The sequence below is a fragment of the Syntrophomonas sp. UBA1041 genome (genome assembly GCF_002316705.1).
Taxonomy (GTDB): Bacteria; Bacillota; Syntrophomonadia; order Syntrophomonadales; family Syntrophomonadaceae; genus DTU019.
In genome coordinates, this window is record NZ_DCEA01000107.1 from 110,641 (window position 1) to 133,482 (window position 22,842).

At 47.9% G+C, this 22,842-nt stretch carries 18 protein-coding genes and 4 riboswitches; of the genes, 12 read left to right on the forward strand and 6 right to left on the reverse strand.

Going from position 1 to position 22,842, the window contains the following annotated elements:
- The first annotated feature begins 87 nt into the window (after positions 1-87).
- Positions 88-215: riboswitch (cyclic di-AMP (ydaO/yuaA leader) on the forward strand.
- 109 nt (positions 216-324) lie between these two features.
- Complete coding sequence (locus B2633_RS16055) at positions 325-1,566, forward strand: KamA family radical SAM protein (protein WP_481039670.1); 1,242 nt, start codon at positions 325-327, stop codon at positions 1,564-1,566.
- A gap of 231 nt (positions 1,567-1,797) precedes the next feature.
- Positions 1,798-3,192 (forward strand): asparagine--tRNA ligase, encoded by a 1,395-nt coding sequence (gene asnS, locus B2633_RS16060; protein WP_483171702.1) that lies wholly within the window; start codon positions 1,798-1,800, stop codon positions 3,190-3,192.
- An 82-nt stretch (positions 3,193-3,274) separates the two neighbouring features.
- On the opposite strand, the gene B2633_RS16065 is transcribed toward asnS, so the two are convergent.
- The 3 genes from B2633_RS16065 to B2633_RS16075 all read right to left on the reverse strand — a co-directional run bounded on the left by B2633_RS16065 (position 3,275) and on the right by B2633_RS16075 (position 7,432).
- Entirely contained in the window at positions 3,275-6,085 is a 2,811-nt protein-coding gene (locus tag B2633_RS16065) for an ATP-binding protein (RefSeq protein ID WP_483171703.1), read from the reverse strand.
- Positions 6,086-6,343: 258 nt separating this feature from the next.
- A complete protein-coding gene (locus tag B2633_RS16070) occupies positions 6,344-7,183 on the reverse strand; it encodes an amino acid kinase family protein (protein ID WP_483171704.1) in 840 nt (279 codons plus the stop codon).
- Between the two features lie 30 nt (positions 7,184-7,213).
- Positions 7,214-7,432 carry a hypothetical protein gene (locus B2633_RS16075; protein WP_481039662.1) on the reverse strand — a complete coding sequence of 73 codons (219 nt, stop codon included), beginning with the start codon at positions 7,430-7,432 and terminating at the stop codon, positions 7,214-7,216.
- Positions 7,433-7,636: 204 nt separating this feature from the next.
- Positions 7,637-7,759, forward strand: a riboswitch (molybdenum cofactor riboswitch).
- Between the two features lie 67 nt (positions 7,760-7,826).
- Positions 7,827-7,948: riboswitch (molybdenum cofactor riboswitch) on the forward strand.
- Between the two features lie 97 nt (positions 7,949-8,045).
- Here B2633_RS16075 and B2633_RS16080 point away from each other — a divergent pair.
- From B2633_RS16080 to B2633_RS16095, 4 genes are read left to right on the forward strand one after another with little or no spacing between them, the layout of a single operon-like run.
- Entirely contained in the window at positions 8,046-8,930 is an 885-nt protein-coding gene (locus B2633_RS16080; RefSeq protein ID WP_483171705.1) for an ABC transporter substrate-binding protein, read from the forward strand.
- 29 nt (positions 8,931-8,959) lie between these two features.
- Positions 8,960-9,661 (forward strand): ABC transporter permease, encoded by a 702-nt coding sequence (locus tag B2633_RS16085; protein WP_483171706.1) that lies wholly within the window; start codon positions 8,960-8,962, stop codon positions 9,659-9,661.
- Positions 9,654-10,349: an ABC transporter ATP-binding protein gene (locus B2633_RS16090; protein ID WP_481039656.1), complete on the forward strand. Its 696-nt coding sequence runs from the start codon at positions 9,654-9,656 to the stop codon at positions 10,347-10,349. The genes B2633_RS16085 and B2633_RS16090 overlap by 8 nt, the downstream gene beginning before the upstream one ends.
- A gap of 15 nt (positions 10,350-10,364) precedes the next feature.
- Positions 10,365-11,240 (forward strand): ABC transporter substrate-binding protein, encoded by an 876-nt coding sequence (locus tag B2633_RS16095; protein ID WP_483171707.1) that lies wholly within the window; start codon positions 10,365-10,367, stop codon positions 11,238-11,240.
- Positions 11,241-11,338: 98 nt separating this feature from the next.
- Here the strand turns inward: B2633_RS16095 and B2633_RS16100 are convergent, their stop codons facing one another.
- Both B2633_RS16100 and B2633_RS16105 read right to left on the reverse strand, forming a co-directional pair.
- Positions 11,339-11,890, reverse strand: coding sequence for a BclA C-terminal domain-containing protein (locus B2633_RS16100; RefSeq protein WP_483171708.1), 552 nt, complete (start codon positions 11,888-11,890; stop codon positions 11,339-11,341).
- 302 nt (positions 11,891-12,192) lie between these two features.
- Positions 12,193-12,939 (reverse strand): hypothetical protein, encoded by a 747-nt coding sequence (locus B2633_RS16105; protein WP_483171709.1) that lies wholly within the window; start codon positions 12,937-12,939, stop codon positions 12,193-12,195.
- A 367-nt stretch (positions 12,940-13,306) separates the two neighbouring features.
- Positions 13,307-13,427: riboswitch (molybdenum cofactor riboswitch) on the reverse strand.
- A gap of 237 nt (positions 13,428-13,664) precedes the next feature.
- On the opposite strand from B2633_RS16105, the gene B2633_RS16110 reads away from it, so the two are divergent.
- Positions 13,665-14,570, forward strand: a complete 906-nt coding sequence (locus B2633_RS16110; protein ID WP_483171710.1) for a Gmad2 immunoglobulin-like domain-containing protein — start codon at positions 13,665-13,667, stop codon at positions 14,568-14,570.
- 328 nt (positions 14,571-14,898) lie between these two features.
- Here B2633_RS16110 and B2633_RS16115 read toward each other — a convergent pair whose 3' ends face one another.
- On the reverse strand, positions 14,899-15,486 hold the full coding sequence (locus B2633_RS16115) for a CBO0543 family protein (protein WP_483171711.1): 588 nt from the start codon (positions 15,484-15,486) through the stop codon (positions 14,899-14,901).
- Positions 15,487-16,314: 828 nt separating this feature from the next.
- Between B2633_RS16115 and B2633_RS16120 the strand changes: the two genes are divergently transcribed.
- From B2633_RS16120 to B2633_RS16140, 5 genes are all read left to right on the forward strand, one after another.
- Complete coding sequence (locus tag B2633_RS16120; protein ID WP_483171712.1) at positions 16,315-17,211, forward strand: tyrosine-type recombinase/integrase; 897 nt, start codon at positions 16,315-16,317, stop codon at positions 17,209-17,211.
- A 99-nt stretch (positions 17,212-17,310) separates the two neighbouring features.
- Complete coding sequence (locus tag B2633_RS16125; RefSeq protein ID WP_483171713.1) at positions 17,311-20,250, forward strand: N-6 DNA methylase; 2,940 nt, start codon at positions 17,311-17,313, stop codon at positions 20,248-20,250.
- Positions 20,250-20,915, forward strand: a complete 666-nt coding sequence (locus B2633_RS16130; protein ID WP_483171714.1) for a hypothetical protein — start codon at positions 20,250-20,252, stop codon at positions 20,913-20,915. The genes B2633_RS16125 and B2633_RS16130 overlap by 1 nt, the downstream gene beginning before the upstream one ends.
- A 665-nt stretch (positions 20,916-21,580) precedes the next feature.
- A complete protein-coding gene (locus B2633_RS16135) occupies positions 21,581-22,123 on the forward strand; it encodes an RNA polymerase sigma factor (protein ID WP_483171715.1) in 543 nt (180 codons plus the stop codon).
- Positions 22,120-22,824, forward strand: coding sequence for a DUF4367 domain-containing protein (locus B2633_RS16140; RefSeq protein ID WP_483171716.1), 705 nt, complete (start codon positions 22,120-22,122; stop codon positions 22,822-22,824). The genes B2633_RS16135 and B2633_RS16140 overlap by 4 nt, the downstream gene beginning before the upstream one ends.
- Positions 22,825-22,842 lie beyond the last annotated feature (18 nt).

A 22,842-nucleotide genomic window follows, 5' to 3' on the forward strand; every position in this document is an offset into this window, starting at 1 on the left:
ATATATACATCGTTGGGACATGGCGAAACAAATGCCCTAGGGTTAGGGCTGAGGGAGGAATCAAGTCTATAGGCGCAAACAAATGAGCAAAAGCCTGCGCTGAATTTCCTGGAACAGGAGAACGGGGGAACCATCATTTGGGGTGAATCCGTCATCGGTAGGGGACCCTTTCCCCGAACCCGACAGCTAACCTCGTAAGCGCTGAAAGGGAACCCGAGGTTAATACTCTTCTTCTGACCAAAGGCCTTCCTTTGGTCGTTTTAAGTCTCGGCCCTTTTCTAATGTGACCATTCCTGCCAAAACCCTGAAGAAAGGAGTGCCAGCATGAGAGAAACAGGGGATATCAACAACCGTCATCAGTCCTTATTAAGAAGCCGCCAACTAAGTGACGATGCCCAGCCTTACCAGCAATTTCTAAGTCAATTACCAGATGAAAAAACCATACAAGCCGGGATTGCCAGGCGCAGATTACAGATCCAGGCTGTGATCGGAGGAACTGATCAGGATTGGTCTAATTGGAAATGGCAGCTCAAGCACCGTATCCGGGACAGCAGGATACTGGGACAAATTCTGGGCCTGACCCAACTGGAGATGAGGAGAATCGACCGGGTCAGCCAGGTCTACCGCTGGGCCATTTCTCCTTACTACCTCAGCCTGGTGGACGAAGATTATGAAAACAGCCCGATTTATCGCCAGGCCGTTCCCGATCTCCGCGAACTCCTGCCCGGGGGCAGCCTGGATCCCATGAATGAAGCCTTGACTTCACCAGCGCCATGCGTTACCCGCAGATACCCCGACCGGCTGATCATCAATGTCACCAACCAGTGTGCCATGTACTGCCGTCATTGCCAGAGAAGGCGCAATATCGGGGAACATGATCTGCATGCCTGCAGGGAAGACATCGCCAGAGCGGTTGAATATGTGGCCCAAAACAGAGAGGTCAGAGATGTGCTTATTACCGGCGGGGATGCCCTCTTGCTGAGCGACCGCATGCTTGATATGCTGTTGAACAAACTCTATCATCTGCCTCATGTGGAAATCATCCGTATCGGAACCAGAACTCCGGTTACTCTGCCGCAGCGCATTACTCCGGAACTCTGTGATATTATCCGTAAGTATCCGCCTATTTATATTAATACTCAGTTCAATCACCCTCTGGAAATCACCCCGGAATCCAAACAGGCCTGCGACCGATTGGCCGAGGCCGGGGCTATTCTGGGCAACCAGGCCGTACTGTTGCGCGGCATCAATGACAGACCCTATATTATGCGCAGGCTAAACCATAAATTGCTTAAGATCCGGGTTAGACCTTATTACATCTTCCATGCCAAAGACGTCAAGGGCACCAGGCATTTTCAGACCACCATCCAGGAGGGCATGGACATCATTGCCTCACTGCGCGGGCATACCTCCGGTATGGCGGTGCCTACCTATATAGTCAACGCCCCGGGCGGCCTGGGCAAAATCCCGCTTATGCCCAACCACATCATGCATATGGACGCTGACAAAGCGGTATTGATGACCTGGGAAGGCAATATCGTAGAGATCTCCAACAAAAAAGCCTGAAACAGCTGATTAATAAGCTGAAAACGGCCTGCGCAGCTTAGCGCAGGCCGTTTCCCTGCTCTAACTGCGGCATTATGAGGGTTTGGTATTGTGAGGCAGACCCTGCCGGTCATTTTGCCCGGGCCGTTACCGCGTCTGCCTTTTGGGGGTTTTAAAATCCAGGAGATAAGTCATAATAAAGGATAAATGGAAATGTCATTCCAGTCTATATTGATACAGGGGGTTAATGCCATGGAGAAAGTGATCATCAGACAGCTGATGCGGGAGACCGAGAGGCTGGCCGGTCAGGAAGTGGAGGTCAGCGGATGGGTGCGCAGCAACCGCAGTCAAAAGAACTTTGGCTTTATCGCCCTGCATGACGGCACCCATTTCAATACCGTTCAGGTGGTTTACGAAAAGGACGCTTCGGCCAATTTTGATGCCGTGGCCCGAATTCGGGCCGGCTGCGCGGTTACCGCCCGTGGAATCATGGTGTTGACTCCACAGGCCAAACAGCCTTTCGAAATAAAGGCCCATGAAGTGGTTCTGGAAGGCGATGCCCCCGAGGACTATCCCATACAGCCCAAACGCCACACCCGGGAGTTCCTGCGCGAGATGGCTCACCTGCGACCCCGTACCAACCTGTTTGCGGCGGTTTTCCGTATCCGCTCCCTGGCCGCATATGCCATTCACGAGTTTTTCCAGAAACGCGGTTTTGTCTACGTACACACCCCCATCATAACCGCCAGTGATGCTGAAGGCGCCGGAGAGATGTTCAGGGTAAGCACACTGCCGGCTTCAAAACCGCCGCTCACTGAATCCGGGGAGGTGGATTTCAGTCAGGATTTCTTCGCCCGCAAAACCAGCCTCACCGTCAGCGGGCAGTTAGAAGCCGAGGCTTTCGCCCTGGCCTTTCACGATGTTTATACTTTCGGCCCCACCTTCCGGGCTGAGAACTCCAACACCGCCAGACATGCCGCTGAGTTCTGGATGATCGAGCCGGAGATGGCCTTCGCCGATCTGAGCGATGATATGCGCCTGGCTGAAGCCATGGTGAAATATGTCATCGGCTTCATACTGGAGAATGCTCCTGACGAGATGCAGTTCTGCTATCAATTCGTTGATAAGGAGCTGGAGGAGCGGCTTTTGGGACTATTAAACCAGCAGTTCGCCCGGGTAAGTTACACTGAAGCGGTAAATCTTTTGACCAAAGCGGGGCAGAAATTTGACTATCCGGTGGCCTGGGGACATGACCTGCAGACCGAGCACGAGCGCTATCTGACCGAAAAGGTGTTTAACAAACCGGTATTTGTAACCGGCTACCCCAAAGATATCAAGGCCTTCTATATGCGCCAAAATGATGACGGCAAGACCGTGGCGGCTATGGATCTTCTGGTCCCCGGGGTGGGGGAATTGATCGGCGGCAGCCAGAGGGAAGAGCGCGAAGACTTTTTGGCCCGGCGCATGGAAGAGCTTAACATGGATCCCCGGGAACTGTGGTGGTACCTGGATCTGCGCAAATACGGCGGGGTCAAACACGCCGGCTTCGGCCTGGGCTTCGAACGGCTCATCATGTACCTCACCGGGGTCGCCAACATCCGCGATGTCATTCCTTTCCCCCGCACCGTCCGCTCCTGCGAATTCTAAGCAAAATGTCACGGGGACGGGGTTTTTCTAGGTTAAAAATGGGAACGGACCCATTGTCAACCCCGTCTCCGCGGTATAGTCTTTATTCAGCTGCGATACTGGTCCACATGTCCGGGGGCTGCCCGGGAAAATTCTTGTAGCGGATCTCTCCGTGCCGGGGCTTGATATTGGCCTGGCAGGATTCTGAGCGATAATTTTGCGCCCAGATGTGACAAATAGGAATCTTAAGTGCTTCTGCCCTGGCCACCACTTGGGCGGTTACCGAGGAATATTTCTGGCGGTTGCCATCCCAGACCACGATGATAACATTGCTATGCTCGGCGATAAACTGCCCCGCTTTGAGGTAAGCAAGACGCCGGGTCGGAGTTGGCGGCATCTCTATCACTTCTATAGCCCGGTTGTTGATCCAGTACTCATACTCGCTGCGCAGCTCGGCCCCGGCCGGATCATGGCGGTAATCTTCGCTAGCGCCGAAAGTTTCCAAATATCTCTGCATAGAAAAGGGGAGTACCGCGATGAGGCGGGCCGCTTCATCTTTTAGCAGCGCACCTGCTACCAGGCGGTCAGCCCCGGCTGCCAGGGGAGAAAATACGGTCAGATAATGGGCCGGGAATTGCCTTTCTATGAAAGCGATCACCCTGTCGATAGACCGGCTGAGAATGCCGATCTCCTCGGGATCCAGGTTAACATGCCCGGTGATGCCTATGCGCAGCAGCTCACGGCGGCCAAGTTTGGTGAGATCGTTGAACTCCTTCATATTGACATGCATTTCCACAATATGATCAGGGGGCAGGCTGGATAACTCGTACTTGCGCTTGTCCGCCAGGCTGCTCATCTTGAGCAGATTCTCCAGGGAGCGCGCTCCGTGCCAGTAACGGCTAACCAGTAAAAAGGCATCCAGCACACTTGGCTCGATTTCAAACTGCCCGTTTATCTTGAGATGAGCGGCGTTGGTCTCCAGGTACTGGCGAAGGATAAAGGCCCGGCGGATGACATAGAGGCGGTCTTCTACCGAATTGGGATTGCCGTTGATGCCTTTGATATTGATGAAAGCCCTTAAACGGCTGATGAAATCCGGTTTTTTGGCGGCTCTATCCTCAGCGTTGTCTCCGGAGCGAAATTCTTCAAAGGAATGGCGGGTTGCCCCGGCAAAGACAAAAATGCCGCCCCCCAGGGGATGTGATAAGCCTTCATAAGTGAATTCACCGTCCTGCATGGGAGCCAGAAAATAGCGCAGCCATCCCAGGGGAAGGCCTTCGCAGGGAGTGTCAAATTCATCCCAGAAGACCAGGGGCATTTTCCCCTTGAGATTTAAATCGCGCACCTGATGGAAGGCGTTCTGCAGCTCGGCGGGGGAGTCGAATTGCGACAGGTTGAAGGTTAGCTGCGCCTTTTCACCAATACCCAGCCCGCGGGCGATTTCTTTAATGACAAAGGATTTGCCCGAACCGGGCGGGCCAAACACCGCTACGCAAAGCGGGGTTTCCGGGTTCTTGAGCTGGAAGTATTCGCGCATGGCATTATTCACCCCGCGCACCCCTTCTATTTCCTGCCGGTCGGCACTGCTCCAGCCCCCGATGATTTCCACAGGAACACCTTGCAGGGCCTGTTGGGGGCCGTAAACCACCACGTTTTTGGCACAATCGTGCACGGAGCCGATGCATTCGGTATCCTTTGAACAGCCCGGGTTGTAATTTATTAACAGGTCATCTTCCAGTATCGTCCAGCGTCCCGGTTTTAATAAAGCGGAGCGGGCTTCATCCACAAACACCCCCAGGTCTGATATCGCGGACCAATGCGGCTGCCCCATGCTGCCAAAGCGGTCGCGGCTCAGCTCCCGGAAAGCGGAAGCGATGGTTTGATAGGGAAATTGCAGATGCTTATGCTGCTCCCACTCTACCACTTCATAACCTTCGATTTGCAGCAGACGGGCCAGTTCAATCCCCAACCGGGAGGCCTTTATCCAGTCTGTCGCCGCCGTATTTGCGGCCCAGCTAGCGGCCAGGGCTCCTAGGATGCAGGTATTATCGCCAATGATTTGTCCGGGATACAGTGCGGCAAAGTGACCTTCTTGTCCATTGCGGTCAAAGATCAGGGTATGGTAATCCCGTCCCACCACGACCGCCCCGCTCAAACCGATGGGGACTATTACCTGCTGGTATTTGATGGTGCTCCGGTCGGCATCCAGAAAAGGTCCGTGAGGGCTTAGAACCGCACCGACCACTTCCTCCAGGACTTTTTCCCAGGAAAGGGAAATGCTGACCTTAACCGCACAGGCGCGCAGGTCGCTTAATGAGCTGAGAATGATGGTGCGGTCCTCCAAGCCTAGTTCCGCGATGCGATTCAGCAGGGGATTGGCCTGACCATCATAATATTGACCCAGCTTGATAATCAACTGTGCCGGAAGCAGGCCGCTGTTTTGGCTCTCCAGGCTCAGTGCTTCAGGCCAGCCTTCTTCACAATGACGAAACCCCAGGCCGCTGTCTTGAATCAACAGCAGGTCCGGGTTGCCCTGAAGCCGGGCAGTCTGATAATCCCATTTAGCCGGCTCAAATTCATGCCATTTCCAAAGGCGATAAGCGCTGCGATGGCCGGATGAATTGAAAAATTCTTTCCACAAGGTCCAGGAGGTGGTGACCTGCCGGTCTTTGGGACGGTTGAGCAGGTTCTCAGCCAAGGGGGCGCCTTCCACAGCCGCGATTTGCTCCGGGATCATGGCCTTCAGAACCTGTCGTACCAGGGCAAAACCCCCCGGCTGCGAACTGAGCCGCACCCGGTCATCTTCTTTGTGGCGCTGCCAGTAATAAACCCCGCCGCGCACGGTAATATCTTCATTATGTATGCGGAACCAGTCTACTGTAGGATCTCCGCAAACCTGAATCAAAGGTTTCATCATTCACCCTCCCCGTTTCTACAAAGCTTGAATAAGTAGGGCCTATTCAGAATAGAACCCCAGAAAACCCTGAGTTTTTATCGGAACGGGACTCTTCAACAGTCAAAACCTCAACAAAAAGGTCTTTCCACCACGATGCCGGGATGGAAAGACCACACTTTACCAAGGTGGACAAAGCCCTAGTTCGAAATCATATTTCATTATACCATAATGTGGCGGCATGAAGAAGAAAGCCGGGATTTAAGGTATGTGACAGCACTAGTTCTCTTCGTCGTTGTAAATGATAGTGCCTACATGTTCGCCTTTCAAAGCCCGGGTTATATTGCCGGGTTTCAGGCCATTGACAATATGTATTTCTTTGACGCTGCGCGAGCGGGTCAGCATATCCAAAACCGTCCACTCCACCACCAGGTCATCCAGTTTCATGGCCTGTAATTCCCGGGCGCCGATACGGGGGATAAATTTCGCCTCAGGGTATAATTTGGGGTTATCCTCATAGAGGCCGTCAACATCTTTGATATAGATGCACTGTCGGGCGCCGATCACCTCGGAAAGCAGGTAAGCCCCTACATCGGTGCGGTTGGGGGGCAGACTGCCTTGGGCAGGGAGGTGCTCCCAGTATCCGTAAGGGGGCATGCCGTGAATGACGGGGATGCATCCCTGCGAGAAATAAGCCGCCAGTTTGGGTATATCGTCGTGCCCGACCTTTATTCCTCCATGAGGCATCAAGAGGGTGGAGAGCATCAGGGCGTTTTGCTCGGAGACGCTCTGCCCCAGTTTGGCTATAACCCCGGTGGGCATGCCCAATTCCATGGCGATGGAATAGACATGGCGGGAGCGGGTGCCGCCGCCGGTGGATATAATCATCTTGTGTTCAGGCGCGTTGGCCACAATTTCCTGCAGGATGGGCAACACCGCTTTGGCGCCCATGTCAGTGATGCTTTGCCCGCCGATTTTTATTACACTCACCTGCGGCAGGGCCCGGAATTGCTCCTTCTGCTCCAGACCCTGCAAAAAGCTCTTGCTGACCAGGGACTCACCCATTAATTTGCTTTTGACGTGCAGTCTCTTACTGTCTCTTTCCCGTATCAGTGCCACAGCCTAATCCGCCTTTCCCCAGTTTTATTACTAATCTTCATCGATGTCTGCTTCTTCATCCTTGCCGGATTCCAGATAGATTATCTCAGCACCCAATGCTGCGGCCATCTGCTCGAGTTCCATGCGCCGGATGTGCTTGGCATGCAGCCTCAAATCCATTCCAGCTACACCAACCACAACAAAACGGGGCTTCTTCTCGCCCTCTTGGACCTTGCGGCGTTCGCGCACAAAAATTTTCCCTTTTGACATAAAACCCCATCCTTTCTTTCAAGTTTGTCCTAGGTTAAGTATAAGCGAATGTTGGGTTATTTAACCACATTTTCACAGTAAGTCAGAACCCATTACCTTCCATAAATAAGATTGGGATTATACATGTTTGCCACTATGGCGTATAAACGGAAAATTTGGAAAAATAGCAGGAAAAAGTCTTCCTTTGCCGAAAGTTAGTATAACATTGAATATTTTCTCCGATCCTGACCACCTGCAGCTGATGGTGAGTATGGAGGGCAGGACGATGGGTGCAGATGGAAACGACTGCGCCTCCCGCATTTGGAAAGGAGAGTAACTGGGTCTGACTTAAGAGCCGAATCTGCTTTATTTGCGGGTTCGGCTTTATGTTTCGGCTGAAACTGCATACATACCTATAAAAATCTAGCTCCGATCCTGGTCACCTGCAGCTGATGGTAAGTATGGAGGGCAGGACAATGGGGGCAGATGGAAACGACTGCGCCTCCCGCATTGGAAAGGAGAGTGATGATCAATCCCCGGGGTCGAAACTGCTCATGGCGGGTTTGACCTTTTTGTATATGCGTATGGAGGACAGCTATAGCCTTAGAAATGTAATATTAGGGAGGGACTATTAATGTTGTCGAAAAAAAGGTTTTTACCCCTGGCTATTCTATTAATATTCATATTAAGCATTGTAGGCTGTGCTCAGCAACAGCCGCAGCAGCAAGCGCCCCCAGCTGCTGAACAGACCAAGGATGTCATTTTGGCCACTACTACCAGTACACAGGACAGCGGCCTGTTGGATGTCTTGGTTCCGGAGTTTGAAAAGAAGACCGGATATGTGGTTAAAACTGTTGCGGTCGGGACCGGAGCAGCAATAACTATGGGCCAGAAGGGCGAAGCCGATGTGCTGCTGACGCATGCACCTTCTCAGGAGAAACCGATAGTGGATAACGGCGAAGCCATCAATTACCAGCTGGTTATGCATAACGATTTTATCATCGTCGGACCGGAGAGCGATCCCGCGCAGATAAAGGGAACTGCGACCGCTGCCGAGGCTTTCAAGAAAATCAATGAAAAAGGCGCCCTGTTTATCTCTCGCGGTGATAATTCCGGAACCCACACTATGGAGAAGAATCTATGGAAAGCTGCCGGAATAACCCCCACCGTGAGTGACAAATATCAGGAAACCGGCCAGGGCATGGGACAGACCCTTACCGTAGCCCAGCAGAAGGAAGGCTATACTCTGACCGACCGCGCCACCTACCTGGCTCAGAAGAAGAACCTCAGTCTGGCGATACTGGTGGAAGGCGAAAAAGCTCTGTTGAATATCTATCATGTCATGCAGGTCAACCCCGAGAAGTTCCCCAAAGTCAATGCGGCTGGCGCCAAGGCTTTTGTCGAGTTCATGATAGCGCCTGACACCCAGAAGATTATCTCGGAATTCAAGGTGGCAGAATACGGGCAGCCTCTGTTCTATGCTGATGCCGGCAAGAATGAGGCGGATCTCGGTAAATAAACCATTAATTCATAGCTTGGGGTGATCATGTGGAACTGATCTGGCAAGGTCTGGTCAAGGCATTTCAGATGCTGTTCGCCTTGGATCCGGAAGTATTGGAGGTTACCTGGCTTACCCTCAAGGTATCGGGAACAGCCACCCTGGTAAGCGTTTTAATCGGTGTTCCCCTGGGAGCCATTTTAGCCCTGGGTCGGTTCCCTGGTCGCAATTTTCTTGTCAGTCTGGCTAATTTCGGCATGGGCCTGCCGCCAGTAGTGGTAGGATTATGGGTCAGTATATTTTTATGGCGGTCAGGCCCTTTTGGGGATTTGAATATCATTTATACCCCTCTGGCGATCATCATCGCCCAGGCGGTGATTGCCTCTCCGATAGTGGTCAGTTTTACCCTGGCGGCGATTCAGCAGATCAATCCCCGGTTGCGGATGCAATTACTGGCACTAGGCGCCAACCGCCTGCAGATGTTATGGAGCCTGGTCAAGGAAGCCAAGTTGGGACTGCTGGCTGCTGTCATGGCTGGTTTTGGAGGAGTGGTGTCCGAGGTTGGCGCTTCCATGATGGTGGGCGGCAATATTAAAGGCCAGACCAGGGTGTTGACAACGGCTACGGTTATGGAGGTCAACAAAGGCAACTTCGATGTGGCCATCGCCTTAAGCATTATTCTGCTTCTGCTGGCCTACGGCGTTACCGCGCTCTTGACTATCTTGCAGCAATGGAGAAGCAACAATGGATAAGGTCATCGAAATCAAAGCTATGACCCTGGTATTAGGCCGGCGAACCATCCTGAATATCCCTTATTTTTCCCTGGAAGACGGGCAGTCCATCAGCCTGATGGGACCCAATGGCGCCGGGAAAAGCAGTCTGATGCTGATTATGGCGGCGTTGTTGGAACCGACTACGGGCACAATCACCTGGTTCGGCAAAAAGGGCAAAGATCAAACCCTTTTGGATTTGCGGCGCAGAATGGCAATGGTTTTCCAAAAGCCCATGATGCTCGATTTGAGTGTGATGGAGAATGTGGAATTAGGTCTCAAATTCCGCCATATGAGTCGCAAACAGCGGGAGAGACAGGTGAAACCCTGGCTGGAAAGGCTGGGCATAGCTCATCTGGCCAGACAACGGGCCAGGTCGCTTTCCGGGGGAGAGGCCCAGCGGGTGGCTATCGCGCAGGCTTTGGTCTTGCAGCCGGAGATCATATTGCTGGATGAACCCTTCAGCAATTTGGACAAAGAAACCCGCAATGAATTCAAGCAGGACATCGGCAGACTCTTAAAAGAGCAGAAGATAACCACTGTCATGGTGACCCATCATATCAGGGAGGCCATGGATCTGACTGACATCATCTATTACATGGAAGACGGGGAGATCGTGAGCCGGCAAGCAGTAGCCGACTGTACGGTCAATGATAAATTCAGAATGTGAGAGGAGTATGAAAGTGTGAAGAGGCACAGGCATATAGCTTTGTTGCTGGTGGTTTTGCTGGCGGTCGGGTGTTTTGCCCTGCCGGGATGCAGCCAGCAGCAGCCCGCTCCGGTCAAAGAAGTCAAACAGGTGTTTTTATCCAGTACTATCGGCCCGATCGATGCCGGCATCATAGGCGCTCTTGAGGATGCTTATGAACAACAAACCGGAGTAAGGGTTCGTCATGTTGGAGCCGGAACCAGTGCGGCGCTCAAGATTGCAGAGGGTGGCAGCGTGGATTTAGTAGTGGTTCATGCCAAAGCCCTGGAAGAAAAATTCGTTGCTGACGGTTATGGCACCGAGAGAGTCGATTTCATGTACAATGATTTCGTCATCGTTGGTCCGGCCGAGGATCCTGCCGGAATTAAGGGCGAAAAATCAGCCACTGCGGCTCTCAAAAAAATTGCCGACAGCAAATCGCTGTTTATCAGTCGGGGCGACAAATCCGGCACCAATGTAAAGGAAATCGAGGTTTGGGATGCGGCCGGCATCAAGCCTAGCGGAGAATGGTATCGCATCTATGAAAAAGGGGCCAGCGGCAATGTCCCCACCCTGCTCTACACCGATGAACAAAAGGCCTATACCCTTATGGACCGGGCTACTTATATCACCACTAAGGATAAGATCAAGTTGCAGGTATTAGTTGAAAATGATGAGTTGCTGCTCAACTACATCACCCTGATACCGGTCAATCCGGCCAAATTCCCCAACATCAACGCGGAAGGGGCCCAAGACTTTATCGCCTGGCTAGTTTCAGCCGAAGGTCAGAAGATCGTCAAGGAGTTCGGCAAAGACAAGTATGGCGAACCCTTGTTTTTCCCCAACTCTCCCGAAGGCAAAAAACTGCAATAACCGATATTGCTCCCAGAAAAGACCGGGCCGGCATAGCCCCCGGTCTTTTTGCATGATATTTACTATTCTTGAGGTACAGAGCTGATCAGGCCATGATGTTAATCCACTTTCAATATTAATACATAGGCGGTTGTGAAGGGGCCTTGCCTCAGTGTTGCGGGGCTGGGGAGGGTGTTTACATTGCGGATGGTTACTCCGTCATTTGCATTTAGCGTTAATAAGGTTGAACCATGTATGGTTTGACCGGCAGAATTGAATCGCGACCTGACCATGCCATTCACTACCACCGCCCAATCCTGAGGGTTGTTCTGCGCCGTATAAACCGCAAAAGAAATATTATATGTCCCTGCCGCAGCGACTTCTATGTTGGATGTGCCGGGTGCGTGGGTGATGCCCATTAAAGGGCCATTATTGCTGAAGTTAACCGGAGCCCCGACCGCTATGTTCTGGGTATTTATGTGAAATACGTAACCCCAGGCATCAAGACTTGACACATTGGGCTCACCGGCGCTTTTTAAAGCTTCGCTCAAACCGGCCAGGGAATCATCGGATGTACTTACGCCGCCGCCCCTTTTGCGGACCAGCGGCCGCTTTTTTCTGTGACGATAGCGCACCAGCAGCCACTCAAAAGAATCTCCATAAATACTCATTATATAAACCAACCTCTCCGATATATTAATATTCTAGTGATAGAGTATTCAAGGCAAGGCAATGGTGTTACTACGCCTCATGAATCCTACCCCCGCAAGCTTCCGTTTAGATATTGATTCATTTCAATCCAACTTCAAAGCCCGGCAAAATATCAACACTAAAATGACGGGAATGATTCAGTAAATGGGCTCAAATGAAACCATTTACTGAATCATCCCCGTCCTGCAAAAACTCTTAATTAAGGTGTAATAAAACCCATGGCTTTATGTCTTGCTCTTGAGAAAATCCCAGTTGAAATGAATCAGTACATCCTCACATAGGACTTAGTGCAGGTTTGCCACCTGGGCTCACCGGTCCCGGTTTTTTCAGTAGGATATACCAGCAGGATGCAGCGCCCGTTTAAGAGCACCGGTTTCACCGTCTCTCCCAGGAGGATAAGCTCATTATCAGGCAGGCGCAGTCCCGCAGTGGTTTGCACTTCATCCACATGGGTGCGCTCTATCAAACTAGCTACAGTGATAGCTGTCCAGGCGGGCTCAATCTCGATCTTGCCCCGGAAGCGGCCGTCATTGCCGCCTACTCTAAGCCCCACTCCGGCCAAAGCGCCAATCACTCCGATTCCGGTACCGCCATGTTCAGATAGGTGAACACCGACTTTTCGGGCTAATTCATAAGCCTCCCTTTTGCTGAGAACTTCTTCTTTGGCCCGGAACCCGAAAGCTATCACCTCATCGGTCCAGGTCAGTCCGGGAACCGCAGCCACGCACAAGCCAGGATCTGATCCAGGCGCGCTCTCCTTGCGGAGAAATTCCCCAGCCAGATCGATGATATCCTGCAACAGGTGCGCCCCGGTATCAAACCCGAAACACATGGAACTGTTGTGTGAAGTGTAGGCGATATCGGGATGAACATACAACTGGTGGCGGGTGATAGGCTGGGCGCTGCCCCAGTGTCTGTCGACAAGTTCATCGATCAGCAGGGAGGCAAGTTTGCCGGTGCCTCTGCTCTCCAAATTGTCGGTATCATCGATAGAGATATAAAGTCTCATTTCCTATTCCCCCAGGTGTTGAATTATGTAATGAGGCATTATAATTACTGTTCTAATAGCATTATATGCCGCGGCTTTATAAATACGCCTGAGGCGCTGCAACGGCGGTGGCGGCCCGGACTCAAAGGTTCTTTGGCGGACTGATCTTAATCCAGGAGTAATCTGCCGGGGCGGGGCTAAGGCCCCGGCAGACTCCCATAGTTATGGATCCTCTCGCTGAAACCTCTGGAGGGCCCGAGGCATATTCCAGCGGGTTAAAGGCTGCAGAGCATTGCGTCCAGATTATATCCCGGCTTATTAAACAACTTCCGTAAAACAAAAATCCTGGCCATGCCAGGATTGGTCAACCAGCGCTGATACAATTATCGCTGTTTTACTGCACTCTCCTTTCCAAGCACGGGAGGCCACCCCGTTTCCAGGCTAACCCGTCGGCTGATTGCCATAACCTGTATGGTTTTAGGCAGTACAGCTCGGAGAAAATATGCAATTGATATATAATATTTTCGGCGAATTTTCGATAAATCCTGCCATGATGCGCATTCTTTTTAACGTTGCTTGTTTTTACAGCTTTCAAGAAGCCAGATTGCGACCAAAACCGCCGCAACATGTTCATAAATTACAGTGAAAAGCCCCCTTTTTACCCCTAATGAGGCCCTATTTCAGATGTTATACTGGGGATACAAACCATCTTTGGCTTTTTAGCAGGGAGAGGGAGGTTATATCAGATGCCACGATTATCAGCAATCCGGGCGCGGGCCTTGATAAAGCATAAGTCGGACAGACAGATCCGCCGGTTTAGAAATGCCGCTATACTGTTATTGTTTTTGTTGTTAATAGGAGCAACCGGGTGTTGGTCGCAGAAGACCCCCAAACCCCAGCCCGCTCCATCCGGCCCACAGGCTGTCCAGACCATGGATGTGGCGGTTTACTATGTGAAAAGTACGGCTGACAATATGTACCTGGTGCGCGAAGTGCATAAGGTGGAGAAAAGCGAGGCTGTTGCCGGGGCAGCTTTGAATGAACTGATCACAGGAACACCCCAGACTGACGGAGCTTATCGGGTGCTCCCGGCCGATACCGGAGTCCTGGGCATAAAAATCGAGCAAGGCTTGGCTACGGTCGACTTTTCAGCCGAGGTATTGCAGGCCAATGTCGGGGCCACCGGGGAGGCTCTGGGTATAGCCAGCATTGTCAATACCCTGACCGAGTTCCCCACCGTTCAAAAAGTACAGTTCACGGTTGACGGTCGGGTCGAAAATGGTTTGGACTGGTGGGGGCATGTAGGACTGCATGACCAGCCTTTTGAACGCAACCTTAACTCGGTTTACGAACCGGTCATCTGGGCGACTGCTCCAACCCCGGGACAGACCGTATCCAGCCCGGTTAAAATCGAGGGCAGTGCGATGATATTTGAAGCCATGGTGAACTTCCGATTGAAAGAAGCCGGCGGGAAGGTTCTGGCCGAAGGCCATACCCAGGCTTCAGCCGGCGCCCCGGAACGGGGAGAGTTTTCAGCTGAGTTGGCCTTTACCCCGGCAGAGGCTGAAGAGGGGCAGTTGGAAGTCTTTGAGATCAGCATGAAAGACGGCAGCGAAGTCAACAAAGTGATCATTCCGCTAAAGTTGCCATAGAGCAGGCGCGGGGCCCGGATACCAGGCCAATATGAGCGGGGCTGGCTGTAATCGGGCCTGCACTAATCTATAAAAGAAACCGTATCGCCCAGAAAGCACAATGTTCTTGATTATATTCATGATATGCTGAATTCTGGGCCCGCTACAGGCGGAGATTGATTTTCTCAAAATAGGCCTGCCGTACAGCCGGGAAATGAAAAGGGGAGTGTGTCAGCCAAATTAATACCACGGCAGATACTGTGCAAATCAGCCTTGAACAAGACCGGGATACCCGGCTATGTGATTATCGCATTGATCTTTATGCGGGCTGTGGAATCATTATGGACCGCTATTTTATACTGCTGAAGGGAAGCCCAAAATGCCCCATGAACAGAAAGGTGAAAAATACAGCAAGGGCTACAGCCCAGAGAGGTTTTTTGAAATGCAGCCATATCACGGGAAACATTATGCAATCAAACAGCAGCGACCACCAGATGCTCCAGCCATTATGATAGGAAAAGAACCCCAGATTATAGGAAGTCCATTCCAATGAGGCTAAGAACACGATCCACCCCAGCAGATATAAAGGCATATACCTTTTCTTCTGGCTTTGCAGCAGTCTGACCAGATGAGTAAGGTAGAGCAGTATCAATGCGGGGAATGCGGTCAGGTTCAGCAGTAAATCGCTGCCGGTGGTCTTCAGCAACGGGGATTCGTATTCCCACAGCGGGAAATTATAGGAAATCAGATTGTAGACAAAGTTCACCAAAACGGTGAACAGCAGCGTGGGATAATAAAGCTCCCAGTGTTTCCAATCACCGAATTTCCAGGCAGCCAGAAGTGAGACGATGGTTACGATTATTTGGAAGTCTAATAACAAGGACCATTGCAATTGAATTGGCTCCTCTGCGTATAATTCAAAAATATCTTTTCCCAAAGTGAATGAGGTTACTAAAACAGGCGGCGGAGACTGGGGAGAGTTCCGTTAATATTAATAAAGGTTATGAACGGCATAAAATTTTTTTTGACATCAATCAGCAAATGGGGAGTCGGGTGACTAATGAAGGTTATAGACCGCATAAAAAGGCATGAGGGGTTACCGCAACAGTAAAGCCAGTCGCAAACAGTGATGAAGGGTGATAAATGGCCACGAATGGGCCGAGGATGATCACGGCCATCCCTAATCATTTATTAAATAAAAATCGGGGTTTTGCCCCGATTTAATCTTCTTATGGTACGCCTGAGAGGAATCGAACCTCCGCACCCGGCTCCGGAGAAATAAACATAGCAGCCCGAGCAATCTTAATATATCCTCAAATAGCCTATTCTATTGTCTTTGTTGATTATGTTATGTTTTTTTATCCCTAGAAATCCCTCATTATTACACCCTGTTTCATAGCACTGTGCACCGTTAATAGGGAAGAAGGTGCAGATGATCGCAGCATGGAACCGATCCATTCGGATCGCGACAGGTGCCATGTACGAAGTAGAATATGACGATACCCGGACTCATATAAAATCGCCTACCGTGCGTTGCATGCAACATTAGGTACGCAGGACCCCTATCCACAACCGAATGAGGTTCTTGTGCGGGCAGTATGATAAAAGGATTTGATATACACTTGTTCTTCCAAGACAATACTATGCTATCGATGCTTCCGGAAATAAGTCTTTTCGGAAGTTTTTTTATTTTTAGGAGGTATTTTCCCTCCCAAATCGAATAATTAACGTAAGTTTTTCACTTCCGAAAACTTTGGAGGCAGATATGCAATTAAAACTCGCCGCTAAAAATCAACCCGATATCCTTCAGCAATTTTACACCAGCCTGCGGGAAGCCGACCTCGGCTTATCTGCAGATGGGTACACCGGAGATGTAAAAAGGTTTTTAAAGTGGATGGCAGACAGGCACGGGGCTTTCGCTCCCCAGGCAGTATCCACTTTGGACATAATGGAATATCGAACCTGGATGCAGACATCAGGAACTAACGGGATAGGGTTAGCCCCGGCCACCGTAAACCGCAACCTAAATTCGATCAAGGCGTTTTATAGGTTCTGTCAAGAAACTGATATCGTTCAGAACAATCCGGCTAGAGATGTGAAATTAATCGCCAATGCTAAAAAGCCGGCTCCCAGGTGGCTCACTAGAAATGAGCAGGCAGCCCTGATCCGTGCAGTAAAAGAGTATGGCAATTTAAGGGATGAAGCAGTAATCATTACACTACTGCATACGGGTTTAAGAGTCAGCGAACTGGCAGGACTGAGACGGCACAATATCACAATCGGCCCTCGCAGCGGGTTACTGTCCCTCATCGGCAAAGGAAACAAACACCGAGAAGTGCCCCTCAACTCTACTGTCCGTAAAACCTTATCCCAGTGGCTTGAAAAACATACTGCCGATGATTTGTTTCCTGGGAAAAAGGGAGCTTTAAGTTCAAGATCCCTATGGAATATCGTTGATAAATATGCTTATCAAGCTCGCTTAGAAGATGTTTCTCCCCACACCCTAAGACACACCTTCTGTAAAAATGCCGTAGACATGGGGATATCTCTTGAAAAAGTCGCAATGATAGCAGGGCATTCATCGCTGGATGTCACCAAGATATACATCGTACCATCAGTAAAAGACTTGCAAGACGCGGTAGAAAAGATGGCGTGGGAGTAGATATTTGCTATGTCGGTAGTGGCTACACCAAAAGTAGCATAGACGGACAACACCTGATGTCAGTAGGCGTAGTTTTCATGAAATGGAGATATAAGGCTCATGAGCAAACATTTGAACGAGATTATAAAGCGGCTTGGGTACGCTGATTCTCCATGCCTAAAATATAAAAGTAATCACTATGATTCAAAGAATTTGGCGGCGCATACAAGCAAGGTCTTAACTGAGTTGTCGCCATTTGCGGCATATATGGTGGACGCCGAACCTTTCGTCCTTTTCTTTGACGAACCGTCAAATCAAGATGAGCAAAAAATCATAAGCCAGAAGATTTGGAATGCACAGATTCCGGTAGCTATATTCTGCGGCTCATCAACTATTAAAATATTCAACGGATGCACGCTCGAACAAAGAACTCAACTCCTTATTGAAGCGGAGACAATTTTATTTCATACAGTTGATGAGATTGATGCAAATTCTCCATTCTCATTTTGGGAAATTACAGATCATAGCTTTTGGGAGAAATATTCTCAGAAATTTAGTGGCAAAAAACTTAATGATGCGTTATTAGATAACCTCACTTACCTGACGGACAAATTGAAGAATGACCACAAAGTACCATTTGCGACTAAACTTGTGCTTCGCTTGATATTCATTCGCTATTTAATTGACCGTGGTGTAGATTTAGACTATCTTGGCTTTTCTTCCGATGTCGCGGTTTCGAGGAAAGCATTGCTGGCACTGCTAAGCGATAGGATTGCTTTGTACAAACTTTTTGCTCATTTGAAGGGTAAATTTAACGGAAACCTTTTTGAACTTGACGACGAGATACCGGACAATCTGACGGAATCAGCACTTAGGGAACTAAAGGATTTTCTCTCCGCTGATATTTCTACGCGTTCAGGACAGCGTTCCCTCTTTGCTTTATATGATTTTAATATCATTCCGGTTGAATTGATTAGCAATATTTATGAAATTCTTCTCGGAAAAGAAGCACGGGACAAGGATAAAGCTTTCTATACGCCCCAATATTTAGTGGACTACATTCTTGATATGACGATAAATAAACATATCGAGAATAATGGGTCTTGTAAGGTTCTCGACCCATCATGCGGCTCGGGGGTATTCTTGGTAGATAGTTATCGTCGTATGATTGAAAACAAATTAAACGGTGAATTGTATACTGAAGACGATGACCTTTTATGCAATACGTTAAAAAACGATATCTTTGGTATTGATCTCAATCCGAGCGCCATTGATGTAGCTATATTTTCGCTTTACTTGGCTGTGTTGGATTATAAAAACCCCAAAACGCTAAAACAATTCCCTTTGCCTGATTTGAGCGGAAATAATCTGTTGGTATGCGATTTTTTCGATGAAGATGGATTGAAGACTTTACAAAAAGTTCCTTTTGACTTTATAATAGGCAACCCGCCTTGGGGGAGCAAACCGGGAAAGCATGTGGACTATTGCCGAGAGTATGGCCATATGCAGTATATTCAAAATAATGATACCTGCCGAGCCTTTATTCTGCGTTCAAAAGATTTCAGCAAAGAAAACACAATGTGTTGCTTTGTTCTGCATTCCAAAATGCTCTACATGCAAGGAGGTCCATCAAAGAAATTCCGTAAGTATTTGCTAACAAATATAAAAATTAAAAGTATAATTGAGCTGTCGTCGGTTAGGAAACTTGTGTTTAAAAACGCAGATGCTCCTGCTATTGTCTTATCATACAATTTTTCAGACGTGAATCAGGCAGAAAACAGGTTTGAACATATTTCTTTGAAAAGAAATGAGTTCTTCCGATTGTTCAATATCATCGTTTTAGACAAGACCGATGTTAAAAATGTACAGCAGAAATTGCTGATAGAAAATGACTGGGCGTGGAAAACTTTAGTTTACGGATTAACGGGTGATGTCGACACTATACGCAGACTGAAAACAACAACTAAGACATTAGAAGAAAGTATTGAAAATCAGCACCCTCCTATTATTAAAGGTACAGGTGTGCAATATAATGATGGTGATTTAAATGATGCATCCCATCTTTTGGGGCGTCTGCTCCTTGACTCAAGATCCGCAATAAATCACTTTGTGCTATTTGAAAACAATACGTCGCTTTTCGCAAAGGAAAAAATACACAGGCCGCGCAATGAAGCTTTGTTTCACGCGCCATATTGTCTCGTCATGCAGGGGCCTGATATGACGGATTATACAATGGAGGCGGTATACTCTGAAGTTGATTTTGTGTTTCATGAGGTTGTCTATGCGATTAAGGGTTCGTTAAGCCAGAAGGCATTCTTGCTTAATGCCGTTGGATTATTAAACTCAAAGTTATATGCTTATTTCAATCTCATGCTTGGTTCATTTATAGGAATTGAAAGAGAAAAACGCCAAATAGGAGAGGTGTTGTCTTTTCCCTTTATTTTTAGTGAGGACATCGCCAGACAAGTTGAAGATATACAAGCAATTAAAAGGCAAGATGACGGCTTTATCACCAATACAGATGCTTCTGATGAAATTGATATACTCAACCGGACAATTCTTAAAGCTTTTGGATTGTCTGATAATGAGTTTGTTGATTATGCACTTCGTATACAAACACCGCAACTAACAGGAAAAAATGATACTGATGCTAAACGTAAAGCGACTATACCGGACTACGAGATATATGGGAAGTTTTTCTACGATTACTTGTCTGAAATATTTGCAGGTACGGGAAAATATATACAAATACATGTCTACTCTACGGTCGCAAAACACTACGGCGCTATTGAGGTGATTGTTCTCGACGAAAAACCTGCGAAGTGGTTGGTGCTTGTAGATGGCAATACCGATAATCAGAAAAAGATGTTCGCAAAATTATCGGCACATAAAACGAATGAGCTATTTTATTCGCTCAAGGATATCATGTACTTTGATGAGCGTTCTTTCTATATCATCAAACCAAATTATTATAGGAATTGGCATCCTGCCATTGCAAAGCTCGATTTAATGGAATTAACAGATCAGATCCTTTCCAGAAAGAATGGAGGGGAAAACTGATGGCAGGTTTCAAAAAGGAGATAATAAACAGCGCATTTGATTCTGGCATCATAAATGTCATAATTGCTCATCTCACCAAATGCAGCAAGCAAATGAAAGCGGATTGTGGTGCTACAGATAACTTGCTGCAAAACAATGAGGATGCTATTACCAACAGATTGATTGCTATGTATCTGAACGCAAAACCGGGTGTTTTTCGATACGAGCCTCAATCGCCGGAACACTATGATGGCGAGACCGACCGTTATATCGGAAGAACGGACATCAAAGTTATTTCTGGAGACTACTTTCGAGATGGGAAAGCCTATCATATTGTCGAATGTAAACGTATTGACGGCACATTTACACTTAATAAAAAGTACATAACAGAGGGGGTAGAGCGCTTCTTCAGTCCCGATCCACAACCCCAATATTCCTCATATTATCTCCAAAATATTATGTTTGGCTATGTTGTACAAGACATTGATATTCCTGAAAATACAGATAGAATTGATAAGCTTCAAGACTCCTTATTGAAAGGCGCAACAGCCTCCCCATTTATGCTGAAGCAGAACGAAAACTCGCAATACTATGTTTATGCTTGCGGGTATGATGCCAGCGATATAGGGAAGATTGAACTGAGCCATTTATTCTTTGATTTCGCCGATGTAATAAACGGGAAATAGGGAATTATTTATAGGCCGGCTCCTGCTGCCCTATCGAAATGCTCAGTCAAGACATGGACTATGGCAATTTGTAAGAACGCAGTAGATATGGGGATATCCCTTGAAAAGTTTCTATGATAGCAGCGCATTCTTCGCTGGATATCACCAAGATATATACTGTACCTTCAGCAAAAGACCTGCAAGATGCGGTAGAGAAGATGGCTTGGGAGTAAAGAGTTGCGGGAGAACAAAATCAAAGCGAAAGAGGGCAAGGCGACATCCCATCCCCAAATAAACTAAGGTTTTCCGTCGCTTGATTATTCATGAAAATTGAAGTCAAAAGAAACGACAAGGGTCAGATATATAGTCATATCAGGAGAAGATGGCTACATGAAACTTCTGAAGAAAGAGTGAGGCAAAAGTATCTTACTCTCCTAGTTAATGAATATGGATTTGACATTTAGCAAATAGATGAAGAGATTTCTGTAACCAGGCAGAGGCTTTGGCGATGCACGTGCAGGCTTTTTAATTTGGAGAACTATACAAAAAACTCAGAATAAGCCTGCCATGATTGTTGTTGCATCAAAAGCTGAGTTAATTATGTATTATATAACATTAAATTGGGTTTATATCTGGCTTCATTTGAGTCTGAACTAATAATCTTGTTTAGTTTAGGAGACCTAATTATGCAAAAAGAATCTGAAAAGGGTGAAAATTCATTCTGGCATTTAGCTATCCAAAATTACTATCCCAAAATCTTAAATTTTGTTTATTATTTAACCAGAGACTATTATTTGGCTGAAGATATCGCGCAAGAAACCTTTGCTAAAGCAATAGATAAGTTTCATCAACTAAAGGATCCAAATAAGTTGTTTTCCTGGCTGGTATCTATAGCTCTTAACCTTGTTAAAACCTATCATAAAACTAAACAGCGAATAGTAGCTGTGTCAGGATCAGCCCATGTCCTTTTGCTTCCTCAGGATGAATCATTAATGGAAAAGATAGAACACCGAGAAATGCAAAAATTGGTGAAAGATGCGATTGCTCTACTCTCTCCTCAGCAACAAGAAATAATTATTATGCGTTATTATTTGGATATGAAAGAGGAAGATATTGCATTTGCTTTAAAGATAACGATTGGAACTGTCAAGAAACAACTATTTCGTGCTCGTTCCAAACTGCACAACAATCTTGGATACCTTGCGGAGGAGATGGTGAAGAAAAAATGAGTCCTGATGAGTTTGATGAATTCTTAAGTAAATCTCTCAAAAATGGTGGAATAAAATCCACTCAGCCTATAAATGAAATTGAACAATTTATCATTGATAAATTGGCTAGGAAACGAGCTGATAAAAAGAGAAAACAGCGAACTATCCTGAAAGTTACTGTTATAGTGCTTGTGCTCCTGGCCTTTTCCGGCACTGTATTATTTCCCGGCCCATTATACGCCTTTAAGGAACAACTAATCCATACTATAATAGATTTAGGGAAGAATATAAATATTAATTTCACCGACAACTCTCATCATCCTAAGTTACCCGATAAAATGTTTGAAGAAATTGCTGCCATCCAGCCCGATGTCCCCTTCGATATATTGATCCCTCGGTATTTGCCTCCAGAATTTGGATTTTCTAGTGTGGAAAAGAATCCGCATGATGAACAATGCAAAATTGTCATGTCTTTTCATTCAGTAGACGCCTCATTGAGGCTGACTCAAACCGAAATCAGTGATAACTTTGCAGTGTCGATCAACATAAATGCTCAACGAGGAAACTCTGAAAAAATTCAGGTGGGCGCAGATGAAGGAAACATGATAACCTTTAGCGATGGGTCGATAAGCTTGACCTGGATTACCGATGCACATATTTTATGTGAGTTGTCGGGGAATGTTAATGCGGAACAGGCAATAGCAATAGCTGTTTCCATGTAATATTGCTAGCAAGAGGAG

Bases quoted from the DNA above. Each gene is read 5' to 3' on its own strand.
- B2633_RS16055 (WP_481039670.1), top strand. From the start codon at position 325: ATGAGAGAAACAGGGGATATCAACAACCGTCATCAGTCCTTATTAAGA.
- asnS (WP_483171702.1), top strand. From the start codon at position 1,798: ATGGAGAAAGTGATCATCAGACAGCTGATGCGGGAGACCGAGAGGCTG.
- B2633_RS16065 (WP_483171703.1), bottom strand. From the start codon at position 6,085: ATGAAACCTTTGATTCAGGTTTGCGGAGATCCTACAGTAGACTGGTTC.
- B2633_RS16075 (WP_481039662.1), bottom strand. From the start codon at position 7,432: ATGTCAAAAGGGAAAATTTTTGTGCGCGAACGCCGCAAGGTCCAAGAG.
- B2633_RS16080 (WP_483171705.1), top strand. From the start codon at position 8,046: ATGTTGTCGAAAAAAAGGTTTTTACCCCTGGCTATTCTATTAATATTC.
- B2633_RS16090 (WP_481039656.1), top strand. From the start codon at position 9,654: ATGGATAAGGTCATCGAAATCAAAGCTATGACCCTGGTATTAGGCCGG.
- B2633_RS16100 (WP_483171708.1), bottom strand. From the start codon at position 11,890: ATGAGTATTTATGGAGATTCTTTTGAGTGGCTGCTGGTGCGCTATCGT.
- B2633_RS16105 (WP_483171709.1), bottom strand. From the start codon at position 12,939: ATGAGACTTTATATCTCTATCGATGATACCGACAATTTGGAGAGCAGA.
- B2633_RS16110 (WP_483171710.1), top strand. From the start codon at position 13,665: ATGCCACGATTATCAGCAATCCGGGCGCGGGCCTTGATAAAGCATAAG.
- B2633_RS16120 (WP_483171712.1), top strand. From the start codon at position 16,315: ATGCAATTAAAACTCGCCGCTAAAAATCAACCCGATATCCTTCAGCAA.
- B2633_RS16125 (WP_483171713.1), top strand. From the start codon at position 17,311: ATGAGCAAACATTTGAACGAGATTATAAAGCGGCTTGGGTACGCTGAT.
- B2633_RS16130 (WP_483171714.1), top strand. From the start codon at position 20,250: ATGGCAGGTTTCAAAAAGGAGATAATAAACAGCGCATTTGATTCTGGC.
- B2633_RS16135 (WP_483171715.1), top strand. From the start codon at position 21,581: ATGCAAAAAGAATCTGAAAAGGGTGAAAATTCATTCTGGCATTTAGCT.
- B2633_RS16140 (WP_483171716.1), top strand. From the start codon at position 22,120: ATGAGTCCTGATGAGTTTGATGAATTCTTAAGTAAATCTCTCAAAAAT.